Origin of the sequence: Spirosoma liriopis, from assembly GCF_023196085.1 — a bacterium.
Classification (GTDB): Bacteria; Bacteroidota; Bacteroidia; order Cytophagales; family Spirosomataceae; genus Spirosoma; species Spirosoma oryzicola.
The window spans coordinates 186,749-203,109 of record NZ_JALPRF010000001.1 but is presented as its reverse complement, the minus strand read 5'-3'; the positions used below and the strand labels follow the sequence as shown (position 1 = coordinate 203,109).

Annotated in this window: 10 protein-coding genes; 4 read left to right on the top strand and 6 right to left on the bottom strand. The window is 51.1% G+C overall.

The features are described 5' to 3' along the window. The first annotated feature begins 75 nt into the window (after positions 1-75). A complete protein-coding gene (locus tag M0L20_RS00835; RefSeq protein WP_248475219.1) occupies positions 76-2,580 on the top strand; it encodes a bifunctional UDP-N-acetylmuramoyl-tripeptide:D-alanyl-D-alanine ligase/alanine racemase in 2,505 nt (834 codons plus the stop codon). 59 nt (positions 2,581-2,639) lie between these two features. Here the strand turns inward: M0L20_RS00835 and M0L20_RS00830 are convergent, their stop codons facing one another. From M0L20_RS00830 to M0L20_RS00815, 4 genes are all read right to left on the bottom strand, one after another. Then, the gene (locus M0L20_RS00830; RefSeq protein ID WP_248475218.1) at positions 2,640-3,323 is read right to left on the bottom strand and encodes a hypothetical protein; all 684 of its coding nucleotides are present in this window, start codon (positions 3,321-3,323) and stop codon (positions 2,640-2,642) included. Positions 3,324-3,378: 55 nt separating this feature from the next. Beyond that, on the bottom strand, positions 3,379-4,569 hold the full coding sequence (locus tag M0L20_RS00825; protein WP_248475217.1) for a THUMP-like domain-containing protein: 1,191 nt from the start codon (positions 4,567-4,569) through the stop codon (positions 3,379-3,381). Between the two features lie 213 nt (positions 4,570-4,782). Beyond that, positions 4,783-5,658 carry an N-acetylmuramoyl-L-alanine amidase-like domain-containing protein gene (locus M0L20_RS00820; protein ID WP_248475216.1) on the bottom strand — a complete coding sequence of 292 codons (876 nt, stop codon included), beginning with the start codon at positions 5,656-5,658 and terminating at the stop codon, positions 4,783-4,785. 70 nt (positions 5,659-5,728) lie between these two features. Continuing rightward, entirely contained in the window at positions 5,729-7,459 is a 1,731-nt protein-coding gene (locus M0L20_RS00815; protein WP_248475215.1) for an alpha-amylase family protein, read from the bottom strand. Positions 7,460-7,596: 137 nt separating this feature from the next. Between M0L20_RS00815 and M0L20_RS00810 the strand changes: the two genes are divergently transcribed. Together M0L20_RS00810 and M0L20_RS00805 are read left to right on the top strand one after the other, a co-directional pair. Continuing rightward, entirely contained in the window at positions 7,597-9,480 is a 1,884-nt protein-coding gene (locus tag M0L20_RS00810; RefSeq protein WP_248475214.1) for a glycoside hydrolase family 13 protein, read from the top strand. Between the two features lie 99 nt (positions 9,481-9,579). Beyond that, the gene (locus M0L20_RS00805) at positions 9,580-11,142 is read left to right on the top strand and encodes a sensor histidine kinase (RefSeq protein ID WP_248475213.1); all 1,563 of its coding nucleotides are present in this window, start codon (positions 9,580-9,582) and stop codon (positions 11,140-11,142) included. A 68-nt stretch (positions 11,143-11,210) separates the two neighbouring features. On the opposite strand, the gene creD is transcribed toward M0L20_RS00805, so the two are convergent. Further along, complete coding sequence (gene creD / locus M0L20_RS00800; RefSeq protein WP_248475212.1) at positions 11,211-12,587, bottom strand: cell envelope integrity protein CreD; 1,377 nt, start codon at positions 12,585-12,587, stop codon at positions 11,211-11,213. Between the two features lie 229 nt (positions 12,588-12,816). Here creD and pgmB point away from each other — a divergent pair, with 229 nt between their 5' ends. Next, complete coding sequence (gene pgmB / locus M0L20_RS00795; protein WP_232558925.1) at positions 12,817-13,476, top strand: beta-phosphoglucomutase; 660 nt, start codon at positions 12,817-12,819, stop codon at positions 13,474-13,476. Between the two features lie 83 nt (positions 13,477-13,559). Here the strand turns inward: pgmB and M0L20_RS00790 are convergent, their stop codons facing one another. Beyond that, positions 13,560-16,091 (bottom strand): DUF5686 and carboxypeptidase-like regulatory domain-containing protein, encoded by a 2,532-nt coding sequence (locus M0L20_RS00790; RefSeq protein WP_248475211.1) that lies wholly within the window; start codon positions 16,089-16,091, stop codon positions 13,560-13,562. Between the last annotated feature and the right edge of the window lie 270 nt (positions 16,092-16,361).

Sequence of the window (16,361 nt, the reverse complement as noted above, 5' to 3'; positions counted from 1 at the left end):
CTGTTGGGTAAGAAATAAGGAACAGATTCAATCGGGACAATCATGGACCAGAGCATGACCGCTTGAATTTGATGTATGACAACGCAGGAACTTCAGTTAGATAAATTTCGGTGGATTACCGATTCGCGGCAGGTGGGCGAACAGGCCACGACGACTCAATCGGGGGAGTCGGTTTTCTTTGCCATTCAGGGCGAACACCACGATGGACATAATTTTATTGGCGAGCTGTACCAGAAAGGCATTCGCTTTTTTGTCGTCGAGCGGTCGGCGCTCATGCCCGACCTCCGGGCGGAACTAATCGATTATGCCGACGCCCAATTTGTGGAGGTTGACAGTAGTTTGCAGCTGGTGCAGACCTTAGCCGCCGAACACCGACGCCAGTTCCGCATACCGGTTGTTGGTATCACGGGTAGCAACGGCAAAACCATTGTAAAAGAGTGGCTGGCGCAACTGCTGGCCGACGATTTTGTGATTGCCAAAAGTCCCAAAAGTTATAATTCGCAGTTGGGCGTACCCTTGTCGGTACATCAACTCAACGCAAGCCATACGCTGGGTATCTTCGAAGCGGGCATTTCCAGGCCGCACGAGATGCAGGCGCTGGAAGCAATCATTCGCTCGACAATCGGCATTTTTACGAACATCGGTACCGCACACGACGAAGGATTCCGGACGCGCAAACAAAAAATTGCCGAAAAGCTGCGGTTATTTATCCATGCCGAAACGCTTATTTACTGCGCCGATTACGCCGACATTGACGAAGAAGCAAACCTACTTCTGAAAGCGGTAAACACCGACATGCGGTTTGTAACATGGTCCATGACGGGGAGGGAGGCTGTTTGTCAGGCGACGTTGGAACAGGATCGACTGACGCTCAGCGGGCCATTTGGTACGGTTCTGCTTACGATTCCGTTTACCGACCCGGCTTCGGTTGAAAACTTAATGCATTGCATCGTCGCGATGCTTACGTTGCGCGTTCTGGATGCTGACGCCCTGCAAAGCCGCCTGAATCGGTTACGACCCGTTTCGATGCGCCTGGAGTTGAAAGAAGGAATCAACAACTGCGTACTGATCGACGATTCGTACAACAACGATGTAGCGGGTTTGCAATTAGCGCTTAGCTTTCTCAATCAGCAGAGTACACGCGGACGACGTGTTGTTATCCTGTCCGATGTGTTACAGTCGGGGCAGCCGGAATCGGAGCTATACGAACAAGTGGCGAATCTGATTCGGGCGAATCGCGTTGAGCAATTTATCGGAATCGGACCCGTACTTACCCAGAATCGTCGTTTTTTTGCCGACGGTAGCATTTTCTTTCCAACGACCGACGCATTTTTAACCGAGTTTTCGGTCCGTGAACTGCGGGATAGTGATATTCTGGTAAAAGGGGCCCGGCCGTTCTCTTTTGAGCGAATCGTCAACCGGTTGCAACGAAAAGTACACGGTACGTTGCTCGAAATTAACCTGGATGCGCTTACCCATAACCTGAACTACTACCGGGAAAAGGTCGGTGCCAATACCAAAATCATGGTGATGGTGAAGGCATTTGCGTACGGCAGTGGCAGCGCGGAAGTCGCTCAGTTATTGCAGTTCCACCGAGTCGATTATCTGGCCGTAGCGTACGCTGATGAAGGGGTCTCGCTCCGTCAGCACGGCATTGATTTACCGATCATGGTCATGAATCCTGCACCGGAAACCTTTGCGACGCTGCTTGAATACAGTCTTGAGCCGGAAATTTACAGCATACGCTTGCTGAAGGAGTGGAGTAGTTTTGTGGCTAAGCATACAGAGGCAGAGACAGTAGCTCTCTCATCGCGGTCGGCGCAGCGCAAACCGTGTCCGATACACCTGAAAATTGATACGGGGATGCACCGGCTGGGCTTTCTTGAAGACGAGCTACCCGTGGTAATCGAGTACCTGAAAAGCTACTCAAACTTGCGCGTAGAGACGGTATTCAGTCATTTGGTAGGGGCGGATGAAGCGCAATTCAATTCATTTTCGCAGCAGCAGTTTAAAACGTTTCTGCGGGCTACGGCGGCACTCGAAGCGGGCTTAGGCTACCGGCCAACGCGTCATCTGCTCAATTCGGCGGGTATCGTACGATTTCCGGAATACCGACTGGACATGGTGCGGCTGGGGATTGGTTTGTACGGTGTTGAGTCCAGCCAGCTCGACAAAGAGGCCGTTCGTCCGGTAGGAACATTGCACACGGTCATTAGCCAGATCAAGGCTGTGCCAGCGGGCGAATCAGTGGGGTATAGCCGCCGGGGCGTGCTGGACCACGATGCCCGGATTGCTACCCTCGCTATTGGCTACGCTGACGGTTTTGACCGCCGGTTAGGGAATGGAGTAGGGCACGTGTGGATCAACGGTGTTCGGTGCCCGACAGTGGGTAACGTTTGTATGGATATGACCATGGTTGACGTTACCCAAGCTCCTGCCGCCGAGGGTGACGACGTGATTGTCTTTGGCGATGAACTACGGATTACCGAACTGGCCCGGCAAATTGGTACGATCCCGTATGAGCTACTGACAGGAGTCAGCGAACGCGTGAAGCGGGTGTTTTTTAAAGAAGGAAACTAAGGGAAGTTGGGTAATCGGAGCAACGTAGCTTTCCAATTACCCAAACCCACTTTCAGCAATTAATTGCTGCGCTTTGCTTTGACCGCTTCCACATTCTTTTTGCGGTTTTCCAACTCGGTCGTGGCGTTTTCCTGCTCGGTTTTATTAGCTTCGATGTCTTTCTGAAGTTGTTCCAATTCTTTAGCGTTATCGTCAATACGCTTCAGGAGTCGCTCTTTCTCTTTGGCGTTTTGCTCGATTTCGCGCTGGAGCCGTTCGCCGTTACGAACCGTCTTCTGGTGACTTTTCTGCGCTTCGTCAAAGCCCGTTTCTGCGGTTCGAACTTCCTGGTTGAACAGGCTCTTTTCTGAAAAGTCTTTTAACAGCCGCTCGGCAGCCGCGTAATTGCTGTTGCCAGTCGTTACGTAATTTCCGCCACCCTGATCAAAGGCGACAAAGATGGTAGCCGAGGTCCTGGTTGACTTAACCGTGCTGGTCAGGTTGATCGGCTCGGGCGAAACGGATTGTATGTCCGCATTGGGTACGCGATAGGTGCCGCGCGAAGCCGTCATTCGTCCGTAAGTTTTAAGCTGTTCTTCCCAATCTTTTTCCAGTTGCTTGCCGTCACCCTGCAAGGTCAGGTACAGACCCGGTAGCTTGTTTTTATCAACCGTGGTTTCTCCTGCGTAAACGGTTTGGGCATTGGCTTTTCCAAGAACAACAATAAGCGCCAGCAGTAGTGTGATGCGTGATAGGAGTTTCATGTGCGTGTTTGATTTACGAATTACGTTCATTGACTTACAAGAATGAGTGGTTAAGTCAGGCCACTTTTTTCGTGACTAACAATCGTTTATCGCCGTTTTGCAACGTAGTCGCCAGGATGTACGTGTCGCCACCTTCGCTCAACTTTAATTTCTTCCGCAAGTCGGCCACTGACTGAGGAAAGTTTCGGACTGTCAGGTTTGCTTTCATCGTTGGTAATATCGATTCTACCTGCTTTCGGTCTGATTTGATCACGTGCTCAAGCTGAAAGGCGCGGCCCGGAAAATCGCTTTTCAGCTCGCTGCCCGTGTACAGATGACTGTTCGGAGCCAGCTTTGCCAGATCAAATCGATCGGCCACCAGCCGAAAGGCCCCGGCTTTCAGTATCGCTGCGTTCGGTTCGTACACGTACTGTTGCGGATCGCTCAGCCTGACATTTGACCCGGCTTCGTCGCCTTTACGAAACCGGAAAACCGTGTTACCCGTTGCCGTTAGGTTGATGGCTACGACTTCGACCGAGCTGGCGGATACCGGCTGGTGTCCTATCGTCAGGAGTATTTCTTTTACCTCGCCCTGCACGGCAACAATGTGCACCGCTTCAACCGAAAACAAACTTCGGACGGTCGAGTCGATATCAAGTAACGGTGATACTTTTACTAATAGCCGATTTCCTTTTTTCAGCAAGGCTGCAATCGTATCAGGACGTGACAGGTCGGGTTCGCAATCAGCTAAGCGGACAACTTTCCCACCCTGCTCGTTGCGTCGGTGCGGGTCAAGGTAGATCCAGTCGGCAGCCTGGGCGAAATGGTCGATCAAGGCTAAGCCATTTCCGGTTTGTACGTCAACATTCGTCGCACCCAGTACTGGTAAATTGTGGGCTGCGAGCATCGCCAGATCGGGCTGCTGCTCAACATACACAACCCGGTCGATGCGTTGCGCGAACGCCCATGTGTCTACGCCCATACCACCCGTAAGATCGATTAGCATCGTTCCGCTAACCAGCGAGGCTTTGTACTGGGCTGTTCGTTCAGAAGAAGCCTGCTCGACCGATAAAGCGGGTGGAAAAAGTAACGCGTCGTTTGCGTACCAGGTGGGTAATTTTTCGCGCGCTTTCTGACGGGCGGCAATCTGGGCGATAACCTTTTTTGTATCGATACCGGCGGCTTGTGGGCGCAGAGACAGCGCTCGTACATCATCGGTTAAGTGATCCTGGATGAAAAGACGTTCGGCGGGCGAAAGAGCGGTCAAGTGCGTATTTGGTTACTAAGGTTGCCGGTTGTGCGAAATGCCTGTGGCTAGATCAGCCAATAGAAAAATAGCTGATGGATAACGATCAGGCCTGAACTATAGTTGCGAATGTAGCCGCGAATTCGTGTAAGCGCAAAAGAGAAGCGTTTGCCGGTTGTTAGGAGTAAGGTCAAAAGACAGGAGGTGAGCCACTAGCTCACCTCCTGTCTTTTATTAATTTGTTTCGACGGCAGCGGTTGCCAGATCACGAGTGGGTCGAAGTCGGGCGACCCGAATCCCGGAAAGTCGTTTGTGGCCCTGTACGTATTCGCTCAACGAATACGAGGTAATGACGACGGCTGCCTGATCCGAAGACGCATGCAACAGATGAATCCGGCCATCGGGATGTTTTACCGCCAGGCCAACGTGTTTCATATCCAGACCGGGCCGGGCGGCTGTCAGCATAATGATGTCGCCTTCGCGGAGCTGGGCTTCTGCCTGCCGGATGTTTTTCGTCGGAATAAAATAAAAAGACTGCTGGCTAATCGACGCTTCAGCGAGAGCGACTTGCTTGAAAATCTCGGGATCCGTCAGGCGCGGGTACTTGTACGTTGCCGTAGTCATGTACGACACAGGTTTCGCGACGGAGATACTACCGGTCAGTTCACGCGTTACGTCCATCAGAAGACCCTTACGTTCGTTATCGCGAAGCCAGTCCGAAAAGTAATGCAAACGGCTGGCGTACCCCTCGATCCGGCCATCGCGGTAGCGAAGCTTGGTGAGGTAGTTGCGAAACGATTGATCCAGCGAAGCGAGGTTCGTTTTTTCGATCTGATCGTGCCAGGCCAGCGATAAAGCGAGTACCGTTTCCAGGTAGGTCGTGCAGTCGAATTCGCGTAAATTGACCACAAGTTGCTCCGTCGGACTGGCGTCCAGCGTATGCGACACGTATGGATAACCCAAAAACTGTTTACCAATAGTCACCGCTGTTTCCGACGGTGTCTTTCCACCCGTGATCGACACCGCTTTCAGCTCAGGAGATACCGACTCCTGTGCCCACAAAACCGTCGAAGAAAAAATCAGAAGAAGCGTGGTAAATCGTTTTATCATGGGTGAATGGTAAATGACAACTGTACTATAATCAACTCAATGATTAGACTAGAAAACTCTAGTCTAATCACTATTTTATTTCAAAAATCTGGACACTATGGGGCGGCATTATCAACGAAAATCCTTCTGTTCCAGCGGCTTCAATCGTCGTATTGGTCAGGAAAATATCGGTTAACTGGTAAGTCCGCGAAGAGTCCAGACCCATTGTGTTGAAGGCATGATACGGAATACGAACGGTTGTCTCGTAGGTGTTCCGATTTGAAAAGTTAACGACAATCAGGAGTTTTTGCCGGTCGGTATGACGCAGGTAACTGTACAACTGGTGTGCGTCGTAACCAGCGCTCTGGCCGTTGTCATTGGCATACTGCAAATCGTAGAAGTAACCGTTCTGAATAGCATCCGAACTGTTGACGAGGTGGTTCAACTGCTGATAAAAAGCCCAAAGCTGCTGTTGCTCTTCGGACAATCCCCCACCGTCGTAACGACCCTTGTTGAGCCAGCCCTGCCATTCGGGTAACCCCCAATAGTCGAAAATGGTGGTACGTCCATCGTTGCTGCTGAACCCTTCCGCACCCTCGGCCCGAACGCCGATTTCCTGACCAAAGTACAGCATGTACGGACCCGTGTGCATGGTCGCCGACAAGGTCATGCCCGGAACTGCTGCCCACGGATTACCTGCGAAGGCTTGCGAAGCAATCCGTAGCTCGTCGTGGTTTTCCAGGAAGCGCAGCATGTGCTGAGCAAAATCGCCGGACTCCTGCTGCCATACCCGTGAAATTTTGTAGCAGGAAGCGTTACTGTCGCCTTCCATCAATTCCTTAACGGCATCGTACAGACCTACTTTATCGTACAGGTAGTCAAAGCCACCCACGAAAATAAAGGGGCGATAAAGGGCAGGATCGTAAATTTCGGCGACGAAAATAATACGGGGGTATTTCTGTTTGACGCGGCTGATGGCCCATTGCCAGAACTCAAGCGGGATATAATGCGCCATATCGCAGCGGAAGCCATCGACTCCTTTCTCTGCCCAGAACAACAGAATGTCAAGCATCTGGTGCCAGGTTGCCGGAACCGGATTGACATGCATGCTGCCGTCGAAAACGTTGTAGCCGTAGTTGAGCTTAACGGTTTCGTACCAGTCGTTGATGTCAGGAGCCGCCGTAATGGAACCGCTGCCGGTAACCTTAGCCGGAAATTCGTGCAGGCCGCCCGGTGAAACAGCTCCGTCCGAACGGGATTCGGGCGATACAAAGGTTTCGCCCGGCAGGTAATAAAAGTTATTGCTTGTCGCAAAACCAACCGACGTATCATCGTTCTCACCCAGGTCGACAACGCCCGCCGGTTTCACATCCGAATAATACTGTCGCGCTACGTGGTTGGGAATAAAATCGATGATTACTTTGAGTCCGTGGGCGTGCGTACGTTCGACCAACGCTTCAAATTCCGCCATTCGGTTTGGAACATCGACGGCAAGATCAGGGTCAATGTCGTAGTAATCTTTAACCGCGTAGGGTGAACCCGCCCGCCCTTTCACGACCGACGGATCATCGACACGGATACCGTAAGCCGAATAATCGGTCTGCGTCGCGTGTTCAATGACGCCCGTGTACCAGACATGGGATGCACCGAACCGTTTGATCGCCCGAAGAGCCTCATCGTTAATGTCATTGAATTTGCCAACGCCGTTTTCGTCGCGGGTACCGTGTGGACGGTTGGTTGTATTCTGATTGCCAAACAGGCGAGTAAAAATCTGATAAATAATCAGTTTGTCCATAATGGGGACAACAGAAGTCGTATTCATGAAAATTAATTATGAGAAGTTACGGATGATAGGAACTGATAAAACGCAAAATTATGGCCTTTTTCGATGAAAAACTTGGGTTATTTTTGCGTTCTTGTTGCATTATTCTTCGATCATTTCGCTAAAACAGCGTTTAGATGAGAACCCACCTTATATACAAGCTTACACTACTGATTGTTCTAGTGGTCAATAGTGCGTTCGTACTGGCGCAGAACGCCCAAATTCAACGGGTCAATCCAACCAACTGGTGGGTAGGCATGAAACGTTCGACTGTACAATTGCTCCTTTACGGGCCAAATGCCGGTACGTTGACGTATTCCGTCAATTACCCCGGCGTAAAGCTTGTCAAGGCGCATACCGTCGAAAATCCTAATTACGCATTTCTTGATTTAACGATTGCACCTACCACAAAACCAGGTACACTTCAGCTGGTGGGTAAGCGAGGAAGCCAGACGTTAACCCAGTCCTTCGAACTCAACGCACGGGACAAATCACCGAAAGGGCAAGGCGTTTCGGCCGCTGACTTTATTTACCTGATTATGCCCGACCGCTTTGCCAACGGCGATCCATCGAATGATAAGTTCTCCGATATGGCCGACCCGAACGCCGACCGTAGCAACCCGTTTTACCGGCACGGTGGTGATTTGGCTGGCGCTGGTCAGCATCTGGATTACGTCAAAGACCTGGGAGCAACCGCTATCTGGTTTACGCCGGTACTCGAAAACGATCAGCCGCTGACCAACGAGGGCGGGTCGATGCGGTCGGCCTACCACGGGTACGGATTCACGGATCATTACGCAATTGACCGGCGTATGGGCGGCAATGAAGCCTATAAAAACTTTGTCAAAAAAGCGCACACGGCTGGCCTGAAAGTCGTGCAGGATGCGGTGTACAACCACGTTGGTATCAACCACTGGTTTCTGAAAGATATACCCATGAAAAGCTGGGTGCATCAGTGGCCGACCTACACGAATACATCGTACAAGTACCAGCCGATTACGGATCCGCATGGTGCCGAAAGCGACCGTCGGGTGACGACCGATGGCTGGTTCGTGCCGTTTCTGCCCGATCTGAATCAAAGCAACCCATTCGTTGCTAATTTTCTGATTCAGCACGCCCTGTGGTCAGTTGAGACGTTTGGCGTCGATGCCTGGCGCGTGGACACCTACATGTACAACGATCAGCCGTTTATGAACCGCTGCAATCAGGCGTTGCTGGACGAGTACCCGAAAATTCACATTTTTGGCGAATCGTGGGTAGATAACGTTGTCGATCAGGCGTATTACACACGCAACAAAATTGATTTTCCGTTTAAGTCGAATCAGCCGGGCGGGCTTGATTTTGTGCTGTACAGTTCGATGCTGGATGCGCTGAAGCAGAAATTCAGCTGGAGCGATGGCGTTAACCGGTTTTATCAGGCGTTGGCGCAGGATGCCGTTTATCAGGACCCTACCAAGCTGGTAACGTTTCTGGATAACCACGACACCGACCGCTACCTGTCGGTCATCGGCGAGGATTTCGACAAATACAAAATCGGTTTGACATGGCTGCTGACGACCCGTGGGATTCCGTCAATGTACTACGGTACCGAGATTTTGATGAAGAATTTTAAAAGCCCGTCGGATGCGGAGGTGCGTAAGGATTTTCCGGGTGGTTTTTCGGGTGATAAAGAAAACAAATTCGAAACGGCTGGTCGTACCGATCGCGAAAACGAAGCGTTCCTGTTCGTTCGTAAGCTGGCAACCTACCGACGTAGCAATCCTGTTATGCACTCCGGCAAGCTGATGCAGTACTTACCACAGGATGGAACGTACGTATACTTCCGGTACGACGGCACCAAAACTGTGATGATCGCTACCAATACGAACGAGAAAGAAATTTCGCTCGATACCAGCCGGTTTGTCGAACGAATGAATGGCGTCACGGCAGCTAAAAATGTGCTCACGGATGAAACCATCAGCGATTTAAAACTGATCAAACTACCCGCAAAAACGGCGTTGGTACTTGAACTGACAAAATAGCCGGAGTTTGTAAACGTGTTGTTGCTGGTTGAGATTGGTATAAACTATGTATTTTTAAGAAGTCATTCGTACCTATAGTTTATCTAACTCATTCCAACTATGAATCAGTCTCAGTTTACGGACCCGCCCCGGCGACAAGCGGTAACTGAAACTGGTTGCCAGCCGTTTCCCGAAACAGCGTTGAATTGCCTGATTACGTTAGCGACTATTCGCGACGATAACGGACAGGTGATCGACTTTCGGGTACTGGATGCAACATCGAACGTAGAAAGCGCCCTGTTTGTAAAGCCGAACGAACTAATTGGCAAGCGGTTGCTTGAGTTATGGCCCAGAAGCGTTGAGATCGGCCTGTTCGCCATGTACACACGGGTTGTCGAGACCGGGGAGAGCGAGCAAACGCTACATCGGTATATCGACGTAGCTGTTCCGGAGACATGGCTTGAACTGTCGGTAGTACGTCAGGGGCCGGATAGGCTTGTCCTGTTGTTGATAAACTGTACAGCCAGCAAACAAGCCGAACGACAACTCGCCCAGCAGGCGGAGTTGTTGCAAACGGTACTGGACAATGCACAGGCTGCGATTTCACTTCATGCCGCGATGCGGGGAAAAGACGGTCAAATTGAGAATTTCCGAACCGTTCTGGCTAATCAGCAATGCATCGCTATGTGGGGTGAATTGGCGGACGCCATTTTGACCAAGACTTTTTTTGAGGTTACAACGCCTGCGCAGCAAATCGACGAATTTGCCCGGTATGTACGCGTCGTTGAAACGGGTGAGACGGACCGTTCCGAGTTGATAATCGGCGATCAGTGGTGGCTACGGATTACGGCCAAAGCGGGTGATGGTGTGGTGATTGCAAACGTGGATGTTTCGGAAAGCAGACGTTATCAACAACAGCTGGAAGCGGCTAACCTGGAGTTGAAACGGTCGAACGAAAGCTTGCAGTCATTTGCCTACATCGCCAGTCACGATTTGCAGGAGCCGCTGCGCAAAATTCAGTCGTTTGGGGATATGTTACAGAACCGTTATGCATCGATGCTTGGTGCGGAAGGGGGAGAACTGATAACACGAATGCAGGCATCAGCCGAACGAATGTCCATATTGATCCGCGATTTGCTTGACTACTCTCAGCTATCGTCACAGCGGCATGCGTTCCGGCTCTTTTCGCTTGGTAAGCTCATCGACGATATTGTCGAAGACTTGTGGCACCCTATTCAGGAAACGAACGCCCGCCTTGACATCTCCGAGTTGCCGGACCTCATGGGCGACCGCCATCAGGTGCGTCAACTGTTTCAGAACATATTATCAAATGCGTTGAAGTTCCGCCGGGTCGACGGGGCTGGAAACCCTGTTCCGCCGGTTGTGCGGCTATCCTCCCGGCTAACGGTTTTCGACGAGTTGCCCGCTGACCTACAGGCGGATTTGCCGATCAATCGGTCGTACTGGGCCATTTGTGTCGCTGATAACGGTATTGGTTTCGATCAGCAGTATGCGGAACAGATCTTTCAGGTTTTCCAGAGGCTGCACAATCGACAGCAGTTTTCCGGCACAGGTATCGGCTTGGCAATTGTGAAGCGAGTGGCCGAGCAACACGATGGGACGATTCGGGTAACAAGCCGGTTAGGCGAAGGAGCGGCTTTTACCGTCTATCTTCCCGCCTAACGCGCAACAAAAGGGTAGCCCGTTCAGACTATCCGTGTACATGCCGATAGTCTGAACGGGCCAGGCACTTAGGCTATTGCCCGCTCGGGGTCATAGGCCCGGTACCAGTCAACGTGGCGCGTTAAATACATCGTAGTCGCCAGAATCAGGAGTAGCCCCGCACTGCCCAGCAAGAGCGAGTAGTCTTCCAGTTGGAGCAGCGAATAGAAAAAGCCGTATAACAAGGTCAGAATAGCGCTAAACAGGATGGTCAGGCGGAGATTACGGAATACGTAGCGTACATAAAAAGTGACCAGCGTTAAGATGACCCCGCTGCTAATCAGGTAGGCCCAATCAAACGAGATATGCTCAGAAATAGACAAGAGCAGCACGTAGAACAGGCATATGGCAAAACCAACCAGCAAATATTGCATGGGGTGAATACGCCGACGGTCGAGGATTTCGATAAAGAAGAACGAAACAAACGTTAGGAAGATAAAAAGAATGCCGTATTTGGCGGAGCGGGTTGTCTTCTGGTATTCATCGATGGGAACCAGCAATTTAACGCCAAACAGGGGTACGTTGTCCGCCACCTTTACGTTCGATTTATTCAGAAAATTGCCGATACCTTGCTGGGGGAAATTGCGGTTGAACTCTAATACGTTCCACGAAGCCTGAAATCCCTGCGTACTTACGGTGCGCTTATCCGGCAGGTGCGAGCCGGTAAAACTAGGAGTCGACCAGGAGGAACGAAGGTTTACCTGGGTTTCCTTGCCAAACGGCAGAAAACTCAACTGACTGCTTCCGTTCAGGTTTAATTTCGATTCAAAACGGTAGGTAGCTGCGTCAAGCTGAACAGGAGCACTAACGCCTGAAGAAACGATATCATTGGTTGGAATGCCCGACTCGGCAGGCAATTGGCGACCGTTAACAGTAAACGCAATGGAGTTACGAATGCCTTTCATATCGCTGATCCCTAAGGATAAAAACGCTTTGTCCCATTGGGCGGTACCCGCTGGCAGGCCCATCGACGTGAGCGAGGGTTTTTTGAACGTACCCCGGATCGTCAGCTGGGTGTTATAAAGCATGACGGTGTAAATTCCCCGATTGCGCTTCTCTGGTCTGACATCACCGTCGAACATGAGTTGATCGGGGAGAAAATGAAGGTACGTTGTTTGAATCTGATTCTGCCCTTTGCTGTCTTTTACCGCTATTTCGTAAGGAACGGATAAGACAGGACCGCCAATAACCTGCTCATTGCCCCATTTGCTGCTCACTTCTGCGATGGCCGCGTTCCGCGTCATTTCCCGTTCGGAGATCAGCGAACGGAGCATCCCGGTTGGAATTAGCAACAGTAAAACGAGAAACCCGATTACGCCGGCTTTAAGCATTATCGATGTCCGGGTCCAGCGGTTGATGTGGTCGAATACAGACTGGGAATTGGTGGAGGCCGATGACTGTTCCATTTTTGATCTTATTTGAAAGTACTTTGCAATGCAAAGTAAACGATTCGAAATTGGCATTGGCAAAAAATATTGATTAAGCGGATAAGTTTTAATTGGGAAGAAAACAACAAAAGGTGGGCAGGAATACTTTAGATTGAATTGTCTGCCAGAATTGGTGTTATCTAACCGGATGGGCTAATGCCTACCGTGAAATCTGCCTACATTTACGATCTGTTGTAATTACATGCGAATGAGTCCTATTAAAGCGTTTTTATTTGATCTCGACGGCGTCATTGTCGATACGGCTACTTACCACTATCAGGCGTGGAAAAGGCTGGCCAACGAACTCGGATTCGATATATCCGAGGAATTTAACGAACGGCTTAAGGGCGTTAGCCGCATGGAGTCGCTTGATATTATTCTGGCTCACGGTGGCCTGACGGTTTCCGACGAACAAAAGGCTGAACTAGCCGAACAGAAAAATCAATGGTATCTGGATCTTGTTGGCCGGATGACCTCCGAAGATATTTTACCGGGCGTCGCTACTTTCTTTTCGCAGGTGCGCAAAGCCAATCTGTTAACGGCTCTTGGCTCGGTCAGTAAAAACGCTCCGCTTATTCTGGAACGGATCGGTATGAGCCAGGCTTTCGACGCGATTATTGACGGAACAAAAATTTCCAAGGGTAAACCGGACCCGGAAGTGTTTCTAAAAGGAGCCGCTGAACTGGAAGTCTCTCCCGCCGAATGCGTCGTGTTTGAAGATGCGGTTGCGGGGGTTGAAGCTGGTAAGCGGGGTGGTATGTTCGTGGTCGGTATTGGCTCGCCGGACGTATTGACACAGGCCGATCTGGTGGCTCCGTCGCTCGATGGGCTAACCGTCGATGAGGTGTTAGCAGCAACCGTAGCTTAATAGTCAAAAGCCCGCTCCGGATAGAAGCGGGCTAATTTACTTTCTTCGTCTTGGGGGGCGGTCGTCGGGATAACTGCGAGCCGCTATAAGGAAAGCCAGCCTGACAGCTTGATCGCGAAAGGCGTGACGGGAATACCCGTGCGCGTGAGATTATCACGGTAGGTAAGCCGATGAATGGCATCAACCCGGAGCACCTTGAAAATATTGTCGATTCCGTACCCGACTTCGATGTAGGGCGTGCGGCCTAAGGAGTTAAATCCTTCCACAGTGCGTCCCTGGGCATCTGTGCCGGGGATCATGGCCAGGTTACTGGCGGATACACTACCGACTAATACCTGAGCCGTTACCAGTTCCCGCCACTTGAGCCGACCCAATAACGGCAACCGGTTGAAGAGCAGACCACCAAAATTGTGTTCATACTGCGCCGTCGCCCAACGGTCGGAGACAAACTCAAAATAATTCATCAGGTTGTACGCGTTGCCGACGTAGAACACCGATTCGTTACCCAGCGGTGTGTACAGAAGCGGGTAAGGCACCGTCGATGGAATAATGCCCGCACCCAGGCTGTAATACGACCGCCCCAGAACACCCATCCGGAACGAGTGTTTCATGGTCAGCGCAACGCGATGGTACGTAAAGTCACCGCCCAGCAGGTTGCGAACGCCGAGCGTATAGCGTAAGGTGAAAATTGGTTTGCGCACCGCGCCGGTACTAACCCGGACGTTGTCATTTTGCAGGATTACTTCGTCGGGAGCGAACCGTGTCTCGGAGATCAGTTCGCTGACTCGGTAACTATCCCGAATGGTTTGGTCGCGATCCCGTGTTTGCGGCTGGAAAGCAAAAGGAAACAAGGGCTCAAAGGTACGGTTGCGTATCGCCAACGTCTGCGTAAAACCCCGGCCCATTTCGCGTCGGAAATACGCCAGATTTTCTTCCTGATAGTACGGACGGCGGATGGTGCCAAAGCGTGAGTAAGCGGCAAACAAGGAGTTGTTACCGATATTGTCCGCCGATATGCCAATGCGCTCCAGGTCGTAGGTGCGTCGAACGCCGAAGACAGTCCACGGTTTACGACTGGCAATGTACTCGATATTGGCGCTGTACTTAAACGTCTGGTCAAGCGTGCCGTAAGCCAGATAACCGCTGAGAAGCCATTTCCGGCTAAATCCTGTATTCGTTCGCATCCCGAGCCGGAACCGGTTTCCTTCGACGTTGTTGTTGGCGTACGAATAAAGCAGCGGACCGATGTCGATATGAAGTTTGTCGATGGGTTTGTAGCCGATGACGCCAAGTTTGATAATCTCGCCCGCCACTTTGATAATGGGTACATTGCGTACCGAGTCAACCACTTGCATCGCCCGCCATTCACTGGGTGAAAGCGAATCGGGCCGAACGCTTTTCCAATAGGTTGGATCGGCCTGCCGGTAGTCATCGGCCAGTTCAATAGAAGGGTCGTAGAACCCTACGTCTTTGGGTTGGTTCTCGACAATGTTGCGAGCGGTGGAGAAAAAGCGAACCAAGCCTCCCGGCGCGCGTGGTGTCGGCTGCTCGGTGTCTATCGTGACCTGGGTTTGCGTCGGAAATCGAAGACCCGAAGGCAGCGTTTCCCAATTCTGTTCGATGTGAAGCTCATCCACAAAGTTGATATTCGCTTTCTTATCAACGTGCGCATCAACCTGGGCTAGTGCCATCCTCAGCGTATCGATCCAAACGGTGCCGGTAAACGCTAGATCACTAGCACGTTTAGGCGTAAACTCAATCTCGTAGCATACGGCGTCATTGACGGCAACGGTATCTTTCAGCCGGAAGGTATACACCGTTTCCCATTGCGCTCCAATTGGCGAAGGAATATCTTTCAGGAAAAGGTAAATCGAATTTCGGTAAAAATTGTACTGCTGAAACGACACGCCCGTAAGCTGGGCAATCAAACCGCCATCGCTTATGCCAACCCCCGTAACCCGCGACTTAAGCACTTTTTCCTTTACCTTTTCGGGCTTGCTGCGGGCGAAAAAATTAGAGAACGTTTCGGAGATAAACACCGGAACGGCGGGCAGTCCGTTTTCGTCCGTGATGGATGGGAGTTTACCGAGTAGCCGGTTGATTGGCCCTGGTCTTCGGTTCTTTTTGCGTTTCTGGCCGAAGTTGTTGATATACCCTTCGATCTTGGTGTAGCTGTCGTACTGGTAGGCCGATAGCTGGGCTGGATTAAACTGGTCTCGTCGGCGTACCGTCTCGCGGATCACCCGGTAGGCAGGATCGCCCCCTTTGGCGTACACTTTTACTTCCTGAAGTTTCGTGGCCGTAGCGATTAACTGCGCGTCGATGATCTGCGTAACGGCACCTGTTAGCGGATACGTACGCGTCTGATAGCCGAGACTAAGGACCTGGATAGAATCAGCAAGTTGCTTTGATTGTAGTTTATAGCGACCGTCGGCGTCAGAGGTTGTACCATTGGTTAACCCTTTTACCGCAATGCTAGCGAAAGGAATGCCCTCGCCAGTCGCTGCATCGGTAACGCGACCGCTAATTGTGTAGATTGTCTGGCCCATCGTCAACTGTGGCCAACCGATAAACAGCAGGCTCAGAAGAACGAAAGTCCGTATGAGAAAGGTCATTGAATTTGAATGTAGGAGTGCATCATGCTTATCTAACCGAAAACTAGTCAACAGAGTTTACTAATTAGTCGAATTTTACACAGAATTAACAAACTGATGATAAACGGTGAGCTCCGTGCCGGTTAGTGGTGGCAACAGTAGTAGGAACCACCTGTCTTTTCATACGCTGATTCGCATCCGTTCGTTGCAGATAGTCATGTCCGGGAACGGTAAGTAGGGCAGAATGGTAAGCCGTATCTGTCCTAAAAAAAGGAATCCCTCCAGTAAAAC